The sequence below is a fragment of the Pseudoflavitalea rhizosphaerae genome, assembly GCF_003991355.1.
GTDB lineage: Bacteria > Bacteroidota > Bacteroidia > Chitinophagales > Chitinophagaceae > Pseudobacter > Pseudobacter rhizosphaerae.
Map to the genome: position 1 here is coordinate 26,237 of NZ_RCSU01000018.1, position 19,760 is coordinate 45,996.

Consider the following 19,760-nt stretch of genomic DNA (forward strand, 5'->3'; position numbering starts at 1 on the left):
ACCTAAATCAATCCGTTCGCATGCGATATTATTTCATTGCCGGTGAAGCATCCGGCGACCTGCATGGCAGCAATCTCATCAAGGAACTGAAAAAGCTCGACCACTCAGCAACCATCCGCTGCTGGGGTGGCGATCTTATGCAGCAGGCCGGCGGAGAACTGGTGAAACACTATCGCGATCTCGCTTTCATGGGCTTCATAGAAGTAGTGAAGAACCTCGGCACCATCATGGCCAATCTCCGCTTCTGCAAGGAAGACATCCTTCAATTCAAACCTGATACACTCGTACTCATCGATTACCCCGGCTTCAATCTCCGAATCGCAGAATGGGCAAAAACACAAGGCATCAAAGTAGTGTATTACATCTCCCCGCAAGTGTGGGCCTGGAAAGAGAACAGGGTTAAAAAGATGAAGACCACCATCGATGAAATGCTCGTGATCCTCCCCTTCGAAAAAGATTATTATAAGAATAAATGGAACTGGGAAGTAGATTATGTTGGTCACCCGCTCATCGAAGTAGTGGAAAGCTACCAGCAAGGCAATACGCCGCCCGCTATTCCCAACGCCACCAAACCCATCATCGCCGTATTACCCGGCAGCCGTAAACAGGAGATCCTCAAAAAACTGCCCATCATGCTGGAAGTAGCACGCAGTTTTCCCGATCATCTCTTTGTTGTTGCCAAAGCACCCGGACAGGAAGACAGTTTCTATGCCCCCCTCCTGGCGCCCTATCCCAATGTGAGCGCGGTACGCGAACAAACCTATGCACTACTCATGCAATCCGCTGCAGCCATGGTCACCAGCGGCACAGCCACCCTCGAAACGGCACTCTTCGGTGTTCCCGAAGTAGTTTGCTACAAAGGCAGCAATATCTCCTACCAGATCGCAAAAAGACTCATCAAGGTAAAATATATCTCCCTCGTAAACCTCATCATGGACAAACTGGTGGTGAAAGAATTGATCCAGCAGGACCTCACTCCTGGAAACCTGGTGAAGGAATTGAACGAACTATTACACAATCCCGAACGCAAACAACAGCTGGAAGCCGATTACGCCGCCCTCAGAAAATTACTGGGCGAAGGTGGTCATGCCTCTTCCAAAGCCGCAAAGAAGATCATCGATTTCCTGCGTCAGTGACGTTTGAAGAACAAGAGCTTCACAATAATGATGATAATGGCGATCAGGAACATGATCAGCGAAAGACGGTTGATCCCGTGCATGTACTTCATCCACTGAGTGCGTGGTGCATTGGGGTCTTTCTTTTTGATGTACAAGTACTCGGCGAATTGTCTCCAGAATCCCATGGGCTTTTACTTTACTTCTGATGTAAAGGTAGGCTATTTGTAGGTTGCCGGTGAGGGGTGCCGTGAGAGGCGCCGTGAGGGGGTATCGAAACACGGCTGATGAAACAAACCGGCGCGGGAGGATTGCTTTGAGCTTTTTGTTGGTTGGATTGAGCGGTGGAAATACTTTGGAGCTACCTCGCTTATGTTTCAAAGGCCGGGTTTCGATACCCCGCTCCCGGCATGAGAACATGAATGTGCAGCAGTTTATTTCAATGCTTGTGAATTGCAGGTTGCATCACAATCCCGCCATAGCATCGTGCTGAGGCAAAGGATTGTGCATAAGGGGCCTTTGAAACGTAAGCGAAAAAGCCCGGTCCTGCGCCATTGCCCAATCAAACCAACCAACAGTTCATTCATTGCACAACTGCGATGGTTCGTTTCATAGCCTCCGTTGCACATCCTTTGCCGGTAACAGAGCTTAATGGTACCCGGATATCTTCAACTGCATCACTGTTGCTATTGACACAGCGCGCTGTTCAGCCAATTCTGCTTTATCTCCTTCAAACAGTTCACGGACAGTTTCCACAAACAATTTTTTCCATCTTTCAAAATGCAGTGGCTGCAACGGGATGCGAGCATTCAACTGTTTGTGAACGAACATGGGGTTGCCTTCATATTCATTTTTGTTCAGCAGGATATCGCCCCAGAATTTGTACATGGTGGGAAGATGCTCGTCCCAGTGATCGCCAATCACTTCATTGAAGATCGGCCCGATCAGTTCGTCTTTCCGGGCCTTTGCATAGAAGGAATCTACCAGCAATACGATGGAGTTATGATCAGTAATTTCTTGCTTTCCCATTTCACTAACGTTAATGATTATCCGGTTTATTGGCGCTGGTTGCTGATGAAGGGTCTGCAGGCGGCATTTCAGGCTGCGGTTGCAGCTCTGGCTCCAGTGCAACTTCATGAACGAAGCGATGCTTCAGGTGATCATAGAAAGAACGTTTATCTATCAGCATCGAAACCAGGTATGCAATCATGCCGGCCAGCATGAGATGAAAGATCACGTTGTGCCGGTCCGTCATTTCCAGTACAAGGATGGCCGATGTGAATGGCGTTCTGGTGACGCCGGTCAGGAAGGCCACCATGCCTGCCAGGATGAGGATATTGGCATCGGCAGGTGTGCAGTGCAGCCACCCGCTCAGTACCGATCCCACGCTGGCCCCGGCAGCAAGCGCAGGTGCAAATACACCACCCGCAGCTCCCGTTGTGAAACTCAGGAGTGAGCCCAGCATACGAAAAATGGGCACATACCATTCCACGTGTTTTTCGTTGGTGAAAAGGGTCTGCGTCATTATTTCCTTTCCCGATCCTACCATGGAACTGCCCCAGATGAAACTCATCAGAGCTATCGTCAATGCACAAGCGATAATGTAAATGATCTTCCTGGTGGGTTTCCACCTGCCCACGATATTCATCACTCTCAATATCACTCTACACATGCCGCTGCCTGCAAGGCCAGCTATCAGCGCCGTGAGCAAAACTCCGGCAAAAATCCAACCAGACAAATGACTTACGTCAGGATACCCGAGATACAGGTAAGGCCCCAGCAATGCCTGGGCTGTTAAACCAGCCAGGATGACGCCCGTAAAAAGAGCCGTCCGGAAATAACTGATATGCGTACGGGTAAGCTCCTCAACCGTGAATACCAGTCCACCGAGCGGTGTATTGAAAGCGGCTGCCAGTCCGGCTGCAGCGCCGGTCATGATCATATTTCTTCTTGAGATCTTTGGCCACCATGCCGGCAACCATTGATTGATGGTCCTGAATATCGACCCGGCAACCTGGATGGTTGGCCCTTCCCTGCCCACCACACCTCCACCGAAAGCCATTACCAGGCTGCTGGCAATTTTCACCCAGATCACTTTCAGGTTAAGAAGTTTGTTGATCTTTTTTTCATCCTTTGGCGCACTGAGCTCGATGGCTGCAATCACCTGCGGAATACCACTGCCTCTTGCAAACGGCGCATACTTTTTCACCAGCCACCATGCCAGAAAGAAACAGACCGGCGTGGCAATAAAAAGGCTCCAGCTTGCTTTGTGCATCATCCAATCAGCTCCTTTTTCTGCATAGGAAAAAAGAATTGCATACACTACTGCAATAAGGCCCGTAAGCAAACTGCCGACCCAGAAAGGGATCGCCTGGAGAACGTTCTGTTTCACTTTTTCATTCCTGATCCTGTCGAACATCCGTTTAAGCCGTCTGCGAATTCCGGTCAGAAGTCTCATCATAGTCACAGTTTTTGGAAGGGAGAAAGGCCGGCAAGGTACGGAATCCTGCATAACTGAAATATCCGCTAACTTTATGGTATGCTCACAAACGCTGCAATCAAGGAACTGGTAGGCATTCAGGCCGCAGAACTGGTGCAATCCGGAATGACCATCGGTATCGGCACCGGCACCACCATGGAATGGATGATCAGAGCGCTGGGAAAGAAAGTGATGAGTGGTCTCGAGATCCGCGCCGTGTCTACCTCACAGGCAAGCAATGAACTGGCCTCACAATTCAATATCCCACTCATCGAACTCAATGATGCAGCAAAGATCCAGCTCGCCGTCGATGGAGCTGATGAGATCGATCCGCAACTGCAACTTATCAAAGGAGGCGGTGGCGCCCTCTTCCAGGAAAAAATGGTGGCGGCTGCCGCAGAGGAATTCATTGTGATAGCCGATCATACCAAACTGGTAAGCCAGCTTGGCGCTTATCCTTTACCGGTAGAAGTGATGATCTTCAACTGGAAACAGGTGGAAATACAACTGGCAAAGCTGATCGGTAAGCCTATGCAGTTGAGATTGAAAAAAGATGGGGCCCCTTTCGTGACAGACCACGGCAACTATATCATCGATATCTCCTTTGGCGCGATCGAAAACCCCGATGCACTCAACCAGGCGCTGCACGATATTCCCGGCTTGATAGAAACCGGGCTCTTTCTCGGCATGGCGGGAAAAGCACTGATCGGCTATCCCGATGGGCAAACAGAATGGATCGAAAGCGCCGGCTGAGCGCGGCCAGCCTGCATTCTGCCGCAAATCCCGTTTGTTGAATAGTTTCCATTTTGTTAATTTTGACTATATCAGATTTTTATATGAAGTCAAAATTCCCGGGAGAAGACCACCTCTACCTGCAGGTTGCAGAAGGTGTTGAAAAGATGATCGGAGACGATATACTCCGCATTGGCGACAAACTTCCTTCAGTGCGCGTTCTCAGCAAAGAGCATGGGATCAGCATGGGCACTGCCTTTCAGGCATACTATCACCTTGAAGGAAAGGGCCTGATCGAAAGCCGGCCTAAATCCGGATACTATGTCCGCTTCAATCCCCGCCGGTTTGCAGACCTGCCCAAGAAGATGGACCCCGTGGTAACGCCCGTGGAGAAAGTGACCAACCAGGACATGATCATGCAGATGATCAAGACCATGACGGCGGAAGACATCATGAATTTCGCACTGGCATCGCCTTCCGTGAACCTCCTCCCGGCCGCACGTCTCAGCAAGAGCGTTGTTCATGCCCTCCGCAATGATCCCCACCAATGCCTTCAATACGAACACGCTCAGGGCAATCCGGAATTACGCAAGCAAATCGCCAAATTGAGTTTCAACTGGGGAGGCAAAGTGAAGCCTGATGAAGTGATCATCACATCCGGCTGCATGGAAGCAGTGGTAATGGCATTGAGATCGGTTACACATGCAGGTGATACCATTGCGGTTGAGTGTCCCAGTTATTTCGGCATCTACCAGGTGATCGAAAGCCTTGGATTGAAATTGATAGAAATCCCGGCAGACCCTGTTACCGGCATAGACCTGGATGGGCTGGAACGCGCCATCGGCAAGCATTCCATCGCTGCCTGTTTGCTGGTCCCCAATTTCAGCAACCCTTCCGGCAGTTGCATGCCCGATGAACATAAACAGAGACTGGTGCAGATGCTTACCAAACACCAGGTGCCACTGATAGAGGATGATATTTATGGAGAGATGTATTTCGGCAGGCAGCGGCCACGCACCTGCAAGTACTTTGACAAGGAAGGGATCGTTCTCTACTGTTCTTCTCTTTCCAAATCACTGGCGCCGGGTTACAGGACCGGATGGATACTGCCTGGCAGGTATATGGACAAAGTAAGCTCCATCAAAATGATGCACAGCATCAGTTGCGCCACAATAACGCAGCAGGCCCTGGCCCATTTCCTGGGGATCGGCCGCTATGAATATCACCTGAAGAACCTTCGGAAAGCATTGCATACCCAGTGCCTGCGTTATACACAGGCCATCATGCAGTATTTCCCGGAAGAAACCCGGATCTCCCGCCCGCAGGGAGGCTTTGTGCTTTGGGTGGAGCTCAGCAAACATATCAATACCTATGAGTTGTGGCTCGAAGCGATGAAGCACCAGATCTCCATCGCACCCGGTAGCATCTTTTCCAATAGCGCCAATTACTCGCATTACATGAGGATCGGTTATGGCAAACCGTGGGACGACAAGGTAGACAAGGGCTTGAAGACCCTGGGCAACCTGGTCAGGAAAATGAGCTGAAGCGCGGGACCAATAAATTATACGGAAGGGTTGGGAAAGGAAATGATTACTCGAAGTCGTACTTCAGAAGATCGGCCGGATGGAGATTCAATCCTTTGGCCAGTTCGTAAATAGTTGATAGCTGTACATTGAACCGACCATGCTCCATCTTGGAAATATTACTGTCGTCCAGGTCACAGTTCTGCGCCACCTCGCGCAGGCTAAGCCCTTTATCTTGCCGGATCTTCTGCAGATGTGCGCCAAACTGATTCGTCAGTTTAGTGTAATCCTTTTTGGTTTTAGTTTTCTTTTTCATAGGCTTGATTGAACTACTTTGATCGTTTAGCATAGACAAGGTGAATGTTTTTTGAAAAATATTTGCGGTAATATATAACCGCAATCCAAATTTTTATTTATATCTTTGTTCTGATTTCACGATCTCCACGTTCCCACATATCGCAAGGTACAAGCCATCTTTTCTGTTACGATGTAATGTTTATTGACATTGCGGTCTTCGCATACGCAATATTGTCAATCGATTTATTTCACCACAATTTTCCCATAATGGACCAGATCCCTGCCTGGACAGGTTTTCCGTTCCTGCCAGCCCCAGCATTGCTGTTCCTGCGATTCAGGGAAGGGGACCAGAGAATTCTGAGCATGTTGTACTATCATTTCTTTCCAACGCTCTGCTTTTTCGCAAACAGGCTCCTGCACAATGAGGATGCTTCCAGGCAGATCGCTGAAAAATGCCTCCAACAGTTATGGGGTGAACGTTCAGGGGTGAAAGATTGGGAGGCTGTCAAAATTTTTCTGTACTTAAATACGTACCGGCGCTGCACTCAGTTTATCAAAACCCAACAAAAAATTTCAAATTCTGTGGAAACACCCGTAAACGACCTGGATATCCCGGAAGAAAAAGTTTTAGCCATGATCGTATATGCAGAATTAATGAACAGCCTTGAAGACATTTCAGATTCGCCGGAGTGGCTATCCAACGGGCTTTCATCGTTACAAAACAAATGATTCCGTTCAATATGCATGAAAAAACAGAAGACCCGAATCAGGTCATAAAAAATTTTTGTACCAGCTATCATCAACATGAAGTGAAGAATATGCTCTGGGAATGGCTGGTAACAGCCATCTCACGCACTCATAGCATCTATGATGATGGAAAGGAAAGAAGCAGTTTATTCCTGCTCTATGAAAACATTATGCTGCTTGTAGATGCTGCGTATACAGTACATCAACAAACACCAGCACCCAACCCAACTGCCCCTGCTAAAAATAAAAAGCCCGGGACCGGTTAGTCCTGCGCTCAATGCTTTCATTAAGGATAAGGTTTAATGTCAGTTAAGTGCCTCTGATTTGTACGTTCCCTGTATTCCTGCAGGGAATATTTTTTTCTGAAAATTACATCTTACCCTATCCCCAAACGCTGAGCTTTCTGGCTACCGCTTTTGCGGCCACCGAATTTGTTGAAGCCATACATGAAGCTGACCATGAAATACCTTCTGAGGATCTGCGTATAGCTATCAACGATATAGTTATCGTTCACAGTACGGTCAACATTGCTGTTCTGATTCAGGATATCAACAACGGACACCTTCAGCTCCCCATTTTTCTTTTTGAAGAATGTCCAGGCAAGCGATGCATCCCAGAGCGGGATCGACTGGTTGAAGCCATCGCTTCTTCCTGAATTGATGGAATAATCGAAACTGGTTTCCAGCCTGAGGTCTTTGAAGAAATTGCAACTGAAGTCTACGCTGTAGTTCTGTGTGAAGTACCTGTTGCGTGTAGCCTGCTGTACATTGAAACTGGCATCATTATACGTAAACCTGCCTGAAGTGCCCAGGTCGAAAAGATCGTTCCAGTAGCTCAGGGTCAGGCTCTGTGAGGCAGAGCGGTTATTGTTGAAATTGATATCGCCGTTCAAAAGGTTTACATCTCTGGTATAAGTCAGGCGTGAATTGGACTGCAGGCTCAGCGGACTGCTCTTTCCACTTACAGTTTTCTTCAATGGGATAGAGAAGTTGGCGCCCAAATTGGCCTGGTATCCACCATTGATATTCTCCGGACGGCTCAGTTGCTTGCCACCTTCCAGCAAACGGATACTGTTCACGATCTTGTTGCGGGTAAAACCAGCAGAGGCATCGATACTGTAATACATGAAATTATTAGGGTTCATCCTGTTGAAGCTCAGGTTGAGATCATGACTGAATTCCTGCTTCAGGTTGGGATTACCTTCACGGATATAAAGCAGGTTACTTTCATCGCGCACGTCCTGCAATTGCGAAATATTAGGTGTTCTCGTATTACCCCTGTAGCCGAATCGAAGCGAGCTCTGCCGGTCGATCTGATAATTGTAACTGGCATTGGGCGCCAGGTTCACGAACTTCTGCACCATGAGACTGTCTTTTCCGAACAGTTCCCGGTGGCTCATATTTTCCAGGGTGGTAAATTGAATGGTACCACCAATCTGCAGATCGCCTTTTGCCAGCGTGTACCGGAGATTAGTACCAAACTTATGGTGCTGGTTATTGTTCTCGAAATAATTGGTCTGGCTCTTGTTCACACTATCGTAGTCTTTGGAAATATCCCTGAACTCCATCACATCCACATCGCTGGTATTGTGTTCATTGATATAAGCATAGTTCACTTCCCAGGTGAGCTTCTCAGTAAGCGCTTCCGTGATGGAAGTATTGAAAGTGTTGTTGAAGTTGCGGGTGGTATTGAAATTCCGCTGACGCTGATGGGTAAGCGAAGCAGTATCCCCATTCGGTTTCAGAAAATAATAAGGTGTTTCATTGGCCCCGTTCATATCAGAATTGTTCATGGAAGACTGCCATCCGATACTGAGCGTTCTCCCTTTCTTCCTGAAGCGATGACGGAAAGTGATATTATTATTGAAATTCAGCCCATCCGAATTGGACTCACGGCTGCTCCTCCGGAAAATGGCATCATAAGCCTCCGACTTGGTTACAGACCTGGTGCGGGAAGAGTCCATACTATTGTTGCCTGAACTTCGCATTCCCACGGAGGAAGACATATTGATACTGCTCATGCTGTCGATCTTCCAGTCGAGCCGCAGGCTCAGGCTATGATTTAAATTATCCGATGTTGAGTTTGATGCAGAATTTTCCACGGAGGAACTGTCATTGGCGAAGAAAGATTGCTGCTGACGCTGACTGTTGGTTTTCGATTGTGAACCATTCACGGAATAACTTCCCTGGAGCGATAATTTCTTTCCCCATTCATTGGAAAAGTTCACACCGGCGCCGAAGATATCTGTATTACCGGCTCCGCCTCTGCCACCACCGCGTCCGCCTCTGATGGCCATACCACCTCTGCCACCACGGCCGCCGCCCATCCCCATATTCATCATACCACCCATACCCATCCGGTTCGTATTGGAAGCGTTGCCCACCACAGACACACGGAAATCATTATTGAACCTGTTAAGGAAGAAGCTGCCTTCATACAGTCCTTCATTACCCAGTCCTGCTGCAGCTCTTCCGAAAGTGCCTTTGCGCCTGTCTTTTTTCAGTTTGATATTGATGGTGCGCTGACGGCTGCCATCATCTATCTTATTGAATTTGGCCTGCTCACTCATATCATCGTACAGTTGTACACTTTCCACCATATCGGCAGTGAGGTTGCGTGTAGCCATTTTAGGATCGTTGCCAAAGAATTCCTTTCCATCTACATAGATCTTTGGAATGTCTTTTCCCTGCGCCGTTACATTGCCATCCCGGTCCACTTCCATTCCAGGTATTCGTTTCAGCAGGTCTTCCACTGTGGCATTGGGCCTTGTTTTGATGGCGCTTGCGCGGAATTCGGTTGTATCGCCCTTGATCTGGATAGGCGGCACGCGCACAACCACGGCTGCCAGCATGGAAGTATCTGTTTCCATGAAAAGATCGCCGAGATCCAATGATGCTTTGTCTGCAGAGAAGCGAATGGGTTTATAAAGGTCCTTGTATCCTGTGAATGTTAGATTGAGCAGGTAAACACCTGTGGGAATATTTTTTATTTCGAATAAGCCTTCCTTGTTGCTGACCGTGAAACCGATCATACTGGAATCGATGGAGTTCAGGAGTGTGGCCGTTGCAGATGGCAAAACCAGTTTATTCTGTTTATCCAGCACTTTGCCTTTGACAGCGCCAACAGGTTTCTGGGCATAGAGGGCGGATCCAATACAACAAGCAAGCAGGAGCAGTACAATTCGGGTCATGGCTACGGGATAATTGTTTTGGTTTATTGGGGATGACGGGCTTTTGACGGCATGCCTCCCGCAAAACCAGCAATAAAAACGCGAATTTAGAAATCTATAACAATTAAGCTTAGCATGATGCTGTTAAAGTTGAATGAATTCTTATGTGAAAAGCGGCGTTGACCGGCCATTTCAGCCTGCCTACGCCGCTTTTACTTATCCTGAAACCGGGGTCTCCGGTAGCACTAACGCAGATGGATATTCGCTATTATTTTGATGCTGCCTGCTTTACTGCCTGGCGCGCCAGCATCACCCACTTTCCTTTTTGTTTTTGCCAAACGGTAAGAATCGATAGACTAACGGTTCCAGGCTGCCCATTATCGTTGGTAGTGGCATCAAGTTTATGACGAACGATGGCGGTTTCACCGCTCACCGAGATGGTCTGATTGCTGAGGTCGATGGTCACAAAGTCAGATTTGCCGCTGGTTAGCGTGGTAACAAAAGTTTTCTTGTCCTCTACCTTCCCGCTGGAATGCCCATAACTCAACTGATCGGCCGCGATAGCTTCAAGGGCCTGTTTGTTCCCATCGATCATTGCCTTGCGGAGTGTTTCCACGGCAGCCGCCACTGCTTTTTCTTCTTTCGATTGCGCCATGATCACATTTACAAAAATGGTGAGGATGAATAAGAATGCGATGAATTTCTTGTACATAATGTTTTCGATTCCTGGGTGAACGATACTTCTAAAATACATCATTGCTTATAACCAGGCAACTCCGGCGCAGTAACGATTAATGAATCAATGTGCGTGACCGCCTTCGCCACTGTTCTTCCATTTGCTCAGCAGATCATATGCGCCTTTGAATACGATGGGTGTTGTTTTTATATCGATGCCCTGCGGCAACATCACGGCTACATAACCTAATTCGGCTACGCCGGTTTGGATCTCTACGGCTTTAAAGTGCTGGTGTGGTGCGCCTCCTTCCTTATCTACATGCTCTTCCTCTTCCCTGATGAAGATATAGTTCTTTCCTTCATAGTTCACAATGGCATTTTCAGGTAAGGATGGCTGAAGTTCATTTTTTGTTTCAACGAATGCGGTGAGATACATGCCCGGTAACAATTCGCGGTCTTCCTTGTCCAGGTGGCAATGTATACGCACCGTTCGGTCTGCACTGATCTCGCGGCCGATCAGGTAAACGGTGGCCATTCTTTCTTTCAGTTCATTGGCAAGTATGAAACGCACTTTCTGCCCGATCTTCAGTTTGGGAACATCCCTTTCAAACACGGTGAGCTCTGCATGCAGGTGCTCCGTATCAACGATCTCGAACATCACATCGGTAGGGTTCACGTATTTGCCGAGATTCACATTCACTTCGGTTACATATCCGGAGATGGGCGCATATACATTGATGGTAGGTTGGATCTGTCCATTCTCCAGCCTGGCGATATCAATTTTCACCAGCTGTAGCTTGGCTTTCAGCCCGGCGAGCCTGGCTCCGGTGCTCCGGTAATTAGCCTTTGCCTGCTCATATGTTTTCCGGGCATTGATATTTTCTTTCATCAGTTCTTCCTGTCTTTCATACTCCGTTTTCAGGAAGTCCAGCTGGCTCACCGTTTCCAGGTAATCCTGCTGCAATTGCAGGTACGCGGGATCTTCCAATGTTGCAATGATCTGTCCTTTGGTCACATGCTTTCCCTGTAACAAGTCGGAGGAACGAAGGAATCCACCCATTGGGGCCGACACGCTGAGCATCTGCTGCGGTGGAACGTCCAGTGTACCGTTCACCTTGATAGTGCCGCTTAGTGTGCGTACACTAACGGTTCCGGTTTCGATACCGATGCCACGGGCCTGATCGGGTGTGAGCTCTATCTCTCCGCCTTCTTCGTGTTCATGCTCATGCTCTTCCTTTGTGCTGTCTGATTTTTCCGCCGCTTCCTTGCCGGCAGTTTTCGCGGTATTGTCGCCACAGGCTTCCATGGCCAGCAGCAGCATTACGAATGACGCGGCTTTGAAAAGGTTGATGGTATTTTTATTGAAAGTCATTGTTCAAATTATTTAGTGGGTTGGAAGTATTCAAGCGTTACGATGGCAAGATTGTAATCCCGCAGCGCCTGCAGGTAATTCATGCGGATCTCACTGGCTGTCTGTAATGCCTGGAGATATTCCACATAGCTGATCTCACCGGCCTGGAAAGCGCGCTGCGCCTGCGTGAGCACCAGCTCAGCATTTGGCAGTGCGCTGCCTTCATAGTATTGCAGGTTATTCTTTTCCTTCTCATACTGCTGAAGGGCTTGGTGGAACTGACCATTGAGATTGTTGCGCGCCAGTTCAAGATTACTTTCTGCGATCTGCTGATCCACCTTTGCTGCACGAACGCGGCTTGCAAAAGGCTTGTTGAAGATCGGAAAGCTCACGGAAGCCTGTACGCCATGAAAGCGTTTGCCGAAATCGTAAAACTTTTCCGTACCATCAGTATTCTGGAATCCGTAAATCGACTGGTTGAAATACCCTACAGAGAAATCAGGTCCGCCTTTCGCTTTTTCTACTTTTATTGATTGCTCATTCACTTTGATCTCCTGTTGCAGGTATGCAGTCAGGGGGTGATCTGCTGATAGTGTAGCCGTTGGCGTTATATCCGATCCATCCAGCCTGGTGATATTTTCCGTTGCGATACTGATCTCATCTTTTGAATTGAGCAGCCTTTGCAGGTTGGTCTGCGCAATCCGGATATCGGCTTCGTTGCGCTGCATTTGGTTATTGTTCTCGTTCAGTCTTGTTTGGGCTGTACTTTGTTCCAGCATTCTCGTTTCGCCGGTCCTGTAGCGGACTTCAGCCGCTTTGAGAAAATTCCGGTAGAGCGTATCCTGTCTTTGCAACAGGTATTTCACTGATTGAAGCCAGGCAAGCTGGTACCAGGCGGTTTTTACCTGCAATACCAGTTCCTGTTTTGTAACGGCCAGGTTCAGCTCACTGCTTTTGATGCGCGCATCGGCCAGCTGCTTCTGTTTCCCGAAAAGACCGGGATTGGGAATATCCTGCGATAAAGTAAAATGACTATCCCATTTCACAGAGTTGGCCTGTCCGTATTGCGCGCCCAGCGTGGTCTTCCCAAGTTCAGTACTGGTCCCTCTCAGCATCCTTTCTTTTTCAATCATCAGTTGGGATGATTGCATCGATGGATGTTGTTTGATGGCCAGATCAACTGCTTGTTGTAATGTGAGTGAAGCAGGTTGCTGTGCTTTAGCAGCCATCACCGGGCCAAAGATCAGCAGGGCGATCACTGCCGTTACTGTTCCCGTCTTCTTACCTGGCCCTCCCATTCTTTCAAAGAGGATATACAGGCAGGGTAATACCAGCAAAGTGAGCAGCGTAGCTGTTACCAGTCCACCGATCACCACCGTTGCCAGCGGTCGCTGCACTTCTGCACCGCTGCCGCCGGACAGTGCCATCGGGATAAAACCCAGGCTGGCCACCAGGGCCGTCATGATCACCGGGCGTAATCGTGTACGCGTTCCCGTGAGTACGATCTCTTTCAGGTTTTCCATACCATCTTTTTTTAACCTGTTGAATTCTGCGATCAGCACAATACCATTCAATACCGCCACACCAAAGAGTGCGATAAAGCCCACACCCGCGGATATGCTGAAAGGCATGCCACGTATCCAGAGTGCAATGATGCCGCCGATTGCGGAGAGCGGAATGGCTGTGAAGATGAGCAATCCATATTTCAATGAACCAAAAGCGAAATAAAGCAATACCAGGATCAGCAGCAATGCCACCGGTACGGCAATGGCCAGCCTGGCGCGTGCTTCCTGGAGATTCTCGAAAGTGCCGCCATAAGCTGCGTAATAGCCTGGAGAGAATTTGATCTCTTGTTCGATTCGTTGCTGGATATCTTTTACAACTGATGCCACATCTTTTCCCCGCACGTTGAAACCCACCATTACACGACGGCGGGCATCTTCGCGCTGGATCTGGTTGGGACCTGTGCGGATCTCCACTTCAGCCAGTTGTTCCAGCGGCACCTGGTTGCCATTCGGCGTTGTTACGTACAGGGTGCGCAGGTCTTCCACTGTCTGGCGATTGCTTTTATCTAGCCGCACTACCAGGTCGAATCGACGTTCATTCTCGAAAACCTGTCCGGCTGCATCACCCGCAAAACCTGCGCGGATCACCTGGTTCACCGTTTCAATGTCCAGCCCGAACTGCGCGATCTTATCGCGTTTGAATTTCACTATCACCTGCGGCAGCCCGGTGGCCTGCTCCACGTACACGTCCACAGCACCTTCGATGGTCCGGGCGATAGCCCCCACCCTGTTTGCATAATCGGACAATTGCGTAAGGTCTTCACCGAATATTTTCACCACCACATCCTGGCGTGCGCCTGACATCAGTTCATTGAAACGCATCTGGATCGGTTGCTGGAAACCGTAAGTAACGCCGGGAATATGTTTCTCGAGTTCGGCCTGCATCTTTTCCGCGAGCTCTTCGCGGGAATCAGCCGTGGTCCATTCCTTTTTATCTTTCAATACGATGATCATATCGCAGAGCTCAACAGGCATGGGGTCTGTAGGGATCTCGCTGGACCCGATCTTTCCCACCACCTCTAACACTTCAGGGAATTTTTTCATCAGCACTTCTGCCGACCTGTTGGTGGCTTCCACTGTTTTACTGAGGCTGCTGCCCGTGAGCACACGGGTCTCAACGGCAAAGTCGCCTTCACCCAGCGTTGGAATGAATTCCGATCCCATGGTGGAGAAGAGCCAGAGACTGCCGGCCAGTAAAACCAGCGCTGCGCCGATCACCATGGCCCTCGCGCGGAGCATGGTACGTAATACGGGCTCGTATATACGCTGCAGTCCGCCGATAATGCGGTCTGAAATATTCCTTTTGTGAGAAATCTTCTTGCTGAGGAAGAGCGCGCTCATCATCGGAACATAGGTAAGTGATAAGATCAGCGCTCCCACAATGGCGAAACTCACGGTCTGCGCCATGGGGCGGAACATTTTGCCTTCGATGCCCGTGAGCGATAAGATCGGTAAGTAAACGATGAGGATGATGATCTGCCCGAATGCGGCAGCATTCATCATTTTTTTGGCGGCGCCACCCACTTCAACATCCATCTCCTGCTGGTTCAGCTGCCGTCGGTTACTCAATCCCAACTGGTGGATGGTAGCTTCCACAATGATCACAGCTCCATCCACGATCAATCCGAAATCGATGGCGCCGAGGCTCATCAGGTTGCCGCTTACACCAAAAAGATTCATCATAGAAACGGCAAAGAGCATGGCCAGCGGGATCACGGATGCTACGATCAACCCTCCCCGTAAGTTGCCGAGCAGGACCACCAGTACAAAGATCACGATCAATGCTCCTTCGATAAGATTGGTGGAAACGGTTTTGATAGCGCTGTTCACGAGTTTGGTCCTGTCGAGGAATGGTTCTATCACCACGCCTTCGGGCAGTGTTTTCTCAATCTGCGCCATTCTTTCTTTCACGCGTTTGATCACGGCAGAAGAGTTCTCGCCTTTGAGCATCATTACGATGGCGCCTGTGACTTCTCCTTCATTATTCCGCGTCATCGCACCGTAACGGATAGCCGAACCGATCTGAACGGTGCCTACATTACGGATGAGCACAGGCACGTTACCGGCAGTATTCTTCACAACAATATTGCCAATGTCTTCCATACTGCCGATCAATCCGACACTGCGTACGAACCAGGCATTGGGATTTTTATCGATATAAGCGCCCCCGGTATTCTGATTGTTCTTTGCGAGTGCATCAAAAACCTCAGCGATGCTGATATTCATGCTGCGCAATTTTTCCGGGTTGAGGGCTACTTCGTATTGTTTGAGATAACCTCCGAAGCTGGCCACATCGGCCACGCCTTCCACGCCAAGCATCTGCCTGCGTACGATCCAGTCCTGGATAGTGCGCAGGTCCATGGCAGAGTATTTATCCCCATATCCTTTTTTGGTATGGACCACGTATTGGAAGATCTCACCGAGCCCTGTAGTGAGCGGCGCCAGTTCCGGCATGCCCATACCGGCCGGGATCTTATCATTAACACTTGTTAGTCTTTCGTTCACCTGCTGGCGTGCCCAATAAACATCTATATCTTCTTTGAAAACGATGGTCACCACGCTCAGCCCGAAGCGGGAAAAAGACCTGATCTCCTCGATACCGGGAATTGTGGCCATCGTTTGTTCAACAGGAAAAGTAACGAAGCGCTCGATGTCTTCAGCTCCATTCGATGGCGATACAGTGATCACCTGAACCTGGTTATTGGTGATATCCGGTACGGCATCTATCGGTAGTCTGGTAAAGGAAAAAATTCCCCAGCCCACCAGCATCAATGTAAATAGGGCAACAATCAGCTTATTGCTGATAGAGAACTGTATAATGCGGTTTAGCATAAATTAATTGTCAGTGGATAGAAAGAAAATAAATAATCAGGCGTCCAACATGCCGTAACGATGCTGGCCACATGAAACAGTAGCTTCAAATAAAACGGGATTAAACCAATTGGGGAGGCTGCCAGACAGGGATGGAAACTTCCAGCACGGACGCCGTGTAGGGGCTGGCGTTAGGATGGCTGAAAGATTCTACAGCGAGAATGATCTCCTGCACCTGGTGTGGAATAGAGATAGTGGTACAGCAGGAACAGTGACAGAACGGGGAGCAATACTCTCCATGATCATGTTCATGCTCATCAGACTGCACTATTGCATTTGACCGGGCTGTATCAGTATTGACGGTATCCGCGCAGGGAACAAATCCCAGCAGGACCACCAAAACAGCAACGATATATCCGATCAGGCGCATATGGCAAATGTAATTGGAACGGGTGGCATTTTCATTACAGCCACTCTACTAAAATATACATGCTGTTGCAAATCCCGAAATTTCTTTGAACAAACGCCGGGTTTTCCCTGTTTAGCAGGTGATTCAGGTTCACGAACGGGTTAGTGAAGCACAAACTCGCACAGGAGTTTACCGGTAATCCAGAAAAAATGTGCAAGATGTTTTGACTTCAATACCTTTGCTGGCATATAACCCCCTGATTGACCTGAAGCTACCTGCGAATGATCGCTTATCGGCCCTCCCCAACCGAAGCAGCGATGCCCAATCTTTCATTGTTTACGTAATAGATAAATGCGCTTTATGAACAAGTTGAATGCCCTGGCTCAACACAAATGGAAAGTTATCATTCTGTCTTTTCTTGTCTTACCACAATGGCTGCAGGCCCAGGAAACCCTGGACGACAGTACCTTAACGGAAGCTACACTCGAAAATGTAGTGCGCTATGCCATCAAAAATCAACCCGCCATTCAGAAAGCGCTCATCAATGAGGCTGTAACGGAAACTACTATCAAGGGCAAACTGGCCGACTGGTATCCGCAACTGAATGCTGCCTATAACCTTCAACATAACTTCAAGGTACAAACGGCAGTGATCGGCGGTAATCCTGTTAAACTGGGGGTAGACAATGTCTCCGCCATCCAGCTAACCGCTACACAAAATATCTTCAACAGGGATGCACTCCTGGCCAGCCAGACTGCCGGTGATGTGCGGAGATATGCCAGGCAGAACACAGGAGCCACCAAAATAGACGTAGCAGCCAATGTTTCCAAAGCCTTCTACGATGTGCTCACTACCAAACAACAGATCAAAACCACCAGTGAAGATATTGGACGGCTGGAAAGAAGTCTCAGGGACGCTACCTATCAATATCAGGCAGGCATAACCGATAAAACGGATTACAAGCGCGCCACCATCGCGCTCAACAATGCAAAAGCACTTCTCAAATCCAATGAAGAATTACTGAAAGCAAAGATCGAATACCTGAAGGCCCTGATGGGATATCCCGTGAACGCTCCACTGGAAATTAAATATGATACCCTCCAGATGGAAAGCCAGATTGTGCTGGACACCTTACAGGCCACCAATTATGCAAGCCGTATCGAATACCAGTTACTGGAAACTCAATACAAACTGCAACAAGCCAATCTCAAATACAACAAGTGGAGCTTCATCCCGAATGTATCCGCCAATGGCGCTTACAATTTCAATTACCAGAATGATCAGTTCAGCAAACTCTATAACACTAACTATCCCCAGTCGTTTGTGAACCTCAGCGTAACGGTGCCGCTCTTCCAGGGTGGAAAAAGGATCCAGAATATCCGCAATGCGGAATTGCAGCTGGACCTGCTGGAAGCAGACATGACAGACCTGAGGAACAATATCAATGCAGAATATTCGCAGGCGCTGGCTTCCTATAAAGCCAACCTTGCTTCTTATCTCGCATTGAAAGAGAACCTCGACCTGGCGCAGGAAGTATACGATGTGATCAATCTTCAATACAGGAGCGGTGTGAAAACCTACCTGGAAGTGATCACTGCCGAAACCGATCTCAGAACAGCACGCATCAACTATTACAATGCATTGTACCAGTTGCTGTCTGCCAAAATAGATGTACAACGCGCATCAGGACAGATCAATTACTAAGACGATACAACCATACAAACACAAACACACACTTTTCTATATGTTGATCCGACAAATTCAGCAATACACAGGAATCGGAGCGCTGGTAATTTTAGCCGCATGTGGCGGTAAGAACCAGCAACAACAGGGTGGCATGCCACAGGCACAGGCCGTACCTGTAACCACATTCCAGGTAGAAGCTTCCAATGCCAGCTATGCAGACCTTTACCCCGCAACGGTAACTGCACTGGAACAATCAGAGATCCGTCCGCAGGTGAACGGCTACGTTACCGGCATCTTCTTCAAAGATGGGGCCCGCATAAGCAAAGGACAGAAACTCTATACCATCGACCAGCAGGCTTATGAAGCAACGTATAACCAGGCGCAGGCCAATCTCGCCGTGCAGGAAGCCAACCTGGTGAAAGCAGAGAAAGATGCAGCACGCTATCGTGAGCTCGACAAGCATGATGCCATCGCGAAGCAAGTAGTAGACAATGCAGAAGCTGCACTGGCCGCTGCGCAGAAAACAGTGGAAGCAGCCCGCGCCAATGTACGTGCGGTGCAGACCAATGTAAGGTATACCACACTCACTGCACCTTTCAGCGGTACTATCGGTATCAGCCAGGTGAAAGTGGGAACGCCCGTATATGCTGGTCAAACCATTCTCAATACCATTTCATCCAACGATCCCATTGCCGTTGATATTCCAGTTGACCAGCGTGAGATCTACCAGTTCACCAAAATGCAGCAGGCAGGCGCCAAAGCCGGTGACTCCACTTTCAAACTGCAGTTTGGCGATGATATCTATCCATTTGCCGGAAAGATCAGCCTGATTGACCGTGCAGTTGATCCGCAAACAGGGTCTATCAAAGTAAGGATCGTTTTCCCCAATGCAAAAGATATGCTGAAACCCGGTATGAGCGGCACTTTGCGCGTACACCGCACCAGCGCCGACGCAGTGGTGATCCCGAATAAAGCCATCACCGAGCAGCTCGGCGAGTTCTTCGTATACGTAGTGAACGGAGACAAAGTGAGCCAGACCAAAGTGCTAACAGGCCAGACCATCGGCCCCAACATCATTGTGAAAGAAGGTCTGAAACCAGGAGATGTGATCGTAGTTCAGGGCGTTCAGAACCTGCGCGAAGGCTCTCAGATCCAGGTACAAAAAGATACCACAGCGCAGAAGAAACCATAAAGAATCGTC

17 protein-coding genes are annotated in these 19,760 nt (G+C 48.8%); 7 read left to right on the top strand and 10 right to left on the bottom strand.

Features of this window, described 5'->3' with window-relative positions:
* Positions 1-20 precede the first annotated feature (20 nt).
* Positions 21-1,136 (top strand): lipid-A-disaccharide synthase, encoded by a 1,116-nt coding sequence (gene lpxB, locus D9Y29_RS23725; protein ID WP_127132731.1) that lies wholly within the window; start codon positions 21-23, stop codon positions 1,134-1,136.
* Here the strand turns inward: lpxB and D9Y29_RS26580 are convergent.
* From D9Y29_RS26580 to D9Y29_RS23735, 3 genes are all read right to left on the bottom strand, one after another.
* Entirely contained in the window at positions 1,130-1,303 is a 174-nt protein-coding gene (locus D9Y29_RS26580) for a DUF6728 family protein (protein ID WP_164735527.1), read from the bottom strand. The two genes, lpxB and D9Y29_RS26580, sit on opposite strands and share 7 nt — an antisense overlap.
* A gap of 460 nt (positions 1,304-1,763) precedes the next feature.
* The gene (locus tag D9Y29_RS23730) at positions 1,764-2,144 is read right to left on the bottom strand and encodes a group III truncated hemoglobin (RefSeq protein ID WP_127132732.1); all 381 of its coding nucleotides are present in this window, start codon (positions 2,142-2,144) and stop codon (positions 1,764-1,766) included.
* A 10-nt stretch (positions 2,145-2,154) separates the two neighbouring features.
* Complete coding sequence (locus D9Y29_RS23735) at positions 2,155-3,576, bottom strand: chloride channel protein (protein ID WP_127132733.1); 1,422 nt, start codon at positions 3,574-3,576, stop codon at positions 2,155-2,157.
* A 78-nt stretch (positions 3,577-3,654) separates the two neighbouring features.
* On the opposite strand from D9Y29_RS23735, the gene rpiA reads away from it, so the two are divergent.
* Together rpiA and D9Y29_RS23745 are read left to right on the top strand one after the other, a co-directional pair.
* Positions 3,655-4,347, top strand: a complete 693-nt coding sequence (gene rpiA, locus D9Y29_RS23740) for a ribose-5-phosphate isomerase RpiA (RefSeq protein WP_127132734.1) — start codon at positions 3,655-3,657, stop codon at positions 4,345-4,347.
* A gap of 83 nt (positions 4,348-4,430) precedes the next feature.
* Positions 4,431-5,870 carry an aminotransferase-like domain-containing protein gene (locus D9Y29_RS23745; RefSeq protein WP_127132735.1) on the top strand — a complete coding sequence of 480 codons (1,440 nt, stop codon included), beginning with the start codon at positions 4,431-4,433 and terminating at the stop codon, positions 5,868-5,870.
* A gap of 46 nt (positions 5,871-5,916) precedes the next feature.
* Here the strand turns inward: D9Y29_RS23745 and D9Y29_RS23750 are convergent, their stop codons facing one another.
* Entirely contained in the window at positions 5,917-6,165 is a 249-nt protein-coding gene (locus D9Y29_RS23750; protein ID WP_127132736.1) for a helix-turn-helix domain-containing protein, read from the bottom strand.
* Between the two features lie 224 nt (positions 6,166-6,389).
* Positions 6,390-6,608 (bottom strand): hypothetical protein, encoded by a 219-nt coding sequence (locus D9Y29_RS23755; RefSeq protein ID WP_127132737.1) that lies wholly within the window; start codon positions 6,606-6,608, stop codon positions 6,390-6,392.
* Positions 6,609-6,728: 120 nt separating this feature from the next.
* Here D9Y29_RS23755 and D9Y29_RS26585 point away from each other — a divergent pair, with 120 nt between their 5' ends.
* Both D9Y29_RS26585 and D9Y29_RS23760 read left to right on the top strand, forming a co-directional pair.
* Complete coding sequence (locus tag D9Y29_RS26585; RefSeq protein ID WP_164735528.1) at positions 6,729-6,875, top strand: hypothetical protein; 147 nt, start codon at positions 6,729-6,731, stop codon at positions 6,873-6,875.
* Between the two features lie 11 nt (positions 6,876-6,886).
* On the top strand, positions 6,887-7,159 hold the full coding sequence (locus D9Y29_RS23760) for a hypothetical protein (RefSeq protein WP_127132738.1): 273 nt from the start codon (positions 6,887-6,889) through the stop codon (positions 7,157-7,159).
* Positions 7,160-7,269: 110 nt separating this feature from the next.
* Here D9Y29_RS23760 and D9Y29_RS23765 read toward each other — a convergent pair whose 3' ends face one another.
* The 5 genes from D9Y29_RS23765 to D9Y29_RS23785 form a co-directional block, all read right to left on the bottom strand.
* Positions 7,270-10,083: an outer membrane beta-barrel protein gene (locus tag D9Y29_RS23765; RefSeq protein WP_127132739.1), complete on the bottom strand. Its 2,814-nt coding sequence runs from the start codon at positions 10,081-10,083 to the stop codon at positions 7,270-7,272.
* 247 nt (positions 10,084-10,330) lie between these two features.
* Positions 10,331-10,774, bottom strand: a complete 444-nt coding sequence (locus D9Y29_RS23770) for a nuclear transport factor 2 family protein (protein WP_127132740.1) — start codon at positions 10,772-10,774, stop codon at positions 10,331-10,333.
* An 87-nt stretch (positions 10,775-10,861) separates the two neighbouring features.
* The gene (locus D9Y29_RS23775; protein ID WP_127132741.1) at positions 10,862-12,109 is read right to left on the bottom strand and encodes an efflux RND transporter periplasmic adaptor subunit; all 1,248 of its coding nucleotides are present in this window, start codon (positions 12,107-12,109) and stop codon (positions 10,862-10,864) included.
* An 8-nt stretch (positions 12,110-12,117) separates the two neighbouring features.
* Positions 12,118-16,485: a CusA/CzcA family heavy metal efflux RND transporter gene (locus D9Y29_RS23780; RefSeq protein ID WP_127132742.1), complete on the bottom strand. Its 4,368-nt coding sequence runs from the start codon at positions 16,483-16,485 to the stop codon at positions 12,118-12,120.
* 100 nt (positions 16,486-16,585) lie between these two features.
* Entirely contained in the window at positions 16,586-16,894 is a 309-nt protein-coding gene (locus tag D9Y29_RS23785; RefSeq protein WP_127132743.1) for a DUF6660 family protein, read from the bottom strand.
* A gap of 339 nt (positions 16,895-17,233) precedes the next feature.
* Here D9Y29_RS23785 and D9Y29_RS23790 point away from each other — a divergent pair, with 339 nt between their 5' ends.
* Both D9Y29_RS23790 and D9Y29_RS23795 read left to right on the top strand, forming a co-directional pair.
* Complete coding sequence (locus D9Y29_RS23790) at positions 17,234-18,577, top strand: TolC family protein (protein WP_127132744.1); 1,344 nt, start codon at positions 17,234-17,236, stop codon at positions 18,575-18,577.
* A gap of 40 nt (positions 18,578-18,617) precedes the next feature.
* Positions 18,618-19,751 (top strand): efflux RND transporter periplasmic adaptor subunit, encoded by a 1,134-nt coding sequence (locus D9Y29_RS23795; RefSeq protein WP_127132745.1) that lies wholly within the window; start codon positions 18,618-18,620, stop codon positions 19,749-19,751.
* Positions 19,752-19,760: the final 9 nt, after the last annotated feature.

Coding starts and splice junctions, on each gene's coding strand:
- D9Y29_RS23735 (WP_127132733.1), bottom strand. CDS start 3,576: ATGATGAGACTTCTGACCGGAATTCGCAGACGGCTTAAACGGATGTTC.
- D9Y29_RS23765 (WP_127132739.1), bottom strand. CDS start 10,083: ATGACCCGAATTGTACTGCTCCTGCTTGCTTGTTGTATTGGATCCGCC.
- rpiA (WP_127132734.1), top strand. CDS start 3,655: ATGCTCACAAACGCTGCAATCAAGGAACTGGTAGGCATTCAGGCCGCA.
- lpxB (WP_127132731.1), top strand. CDS start 21: ATGCGATATTATTTCATTGCCGGTGAAGCATCCGGCGACCTGCATGGC.
- D9Y29_RS23750 (WP_127132736.1), bottom strand. CDS start 6,165: ATGAAAAAGAAAACTAAAACCAAAAAGGATTACACTAAACTGACGAAT.
- D9Y29_RS23790 (WP_127132744.1), top strand. CDS start 17,234: ATGAACAAGTTGAATGCCCTGGCTCAACACAAATGGAAAGTTATCATT.
- D9Y29_RS23780 (WP_127132742.1), bottom strand. CDS start 16,485: ATGCTAAACCGCATTATACAGTTCTCTATCAGCAATAAGCTGATTGTT.
- D9Y29_RS23785 (WP_127132743.1), bottom strand. CDS start 16,894: ATGCGCCTGATCGGATATATCGTTGCTGTTTTGGTGGTCCTGCTGGGA.
- D9Y29_RS23760 (WP_127132738.1), top strand. CDS start 6,887: ATGCATGAAAAAACAGAAGACCCGAATCAGGTCATAAAAAATTTTTGT.
- D9Y29_RS26580 (WP_164735527.1), bottom strand. CDS start 1,303: ATGGGATTCTGGAGACAATTCGCCGAGTACTTGTACATCAAAAAGAAA.
- D9Y29_RS23770 (WP_127132740.1), bottom strand. CDS start 10,774: ATGTACAAGAAATTCATCGCATTCTTATTCATCCTCACCATTTTTGTA.
- D9Y29_RS23795 (WP_127132745.1), top strand. CDS start 18,618: ATGTTGATCCGACAAATTCAGCAATACACAGGAATCGGAGCGCTGGTA.
- D9Y29_RS23745 (WP_127132735.1), top strand. CDS start 4,431: ATGAAGTCAAAATTCCCGGGAGAAGACCACCTCTACCTGCAGGTTGCA.
- D9Y29_RS23775 (WP_127132741.1), bottom strand. CDS start 12,109: ATGACTTTCAATAAAAATACCATCAACCTTTTCAAAGCCGCGTCATTC.
- D9Y29_RS23730 (WP_127132732.1), bottom strand. CDS start 2,144: ATGGGAAAGCAAGAAATTACTGATCATAACTCCATCGTATTGCTGGTA.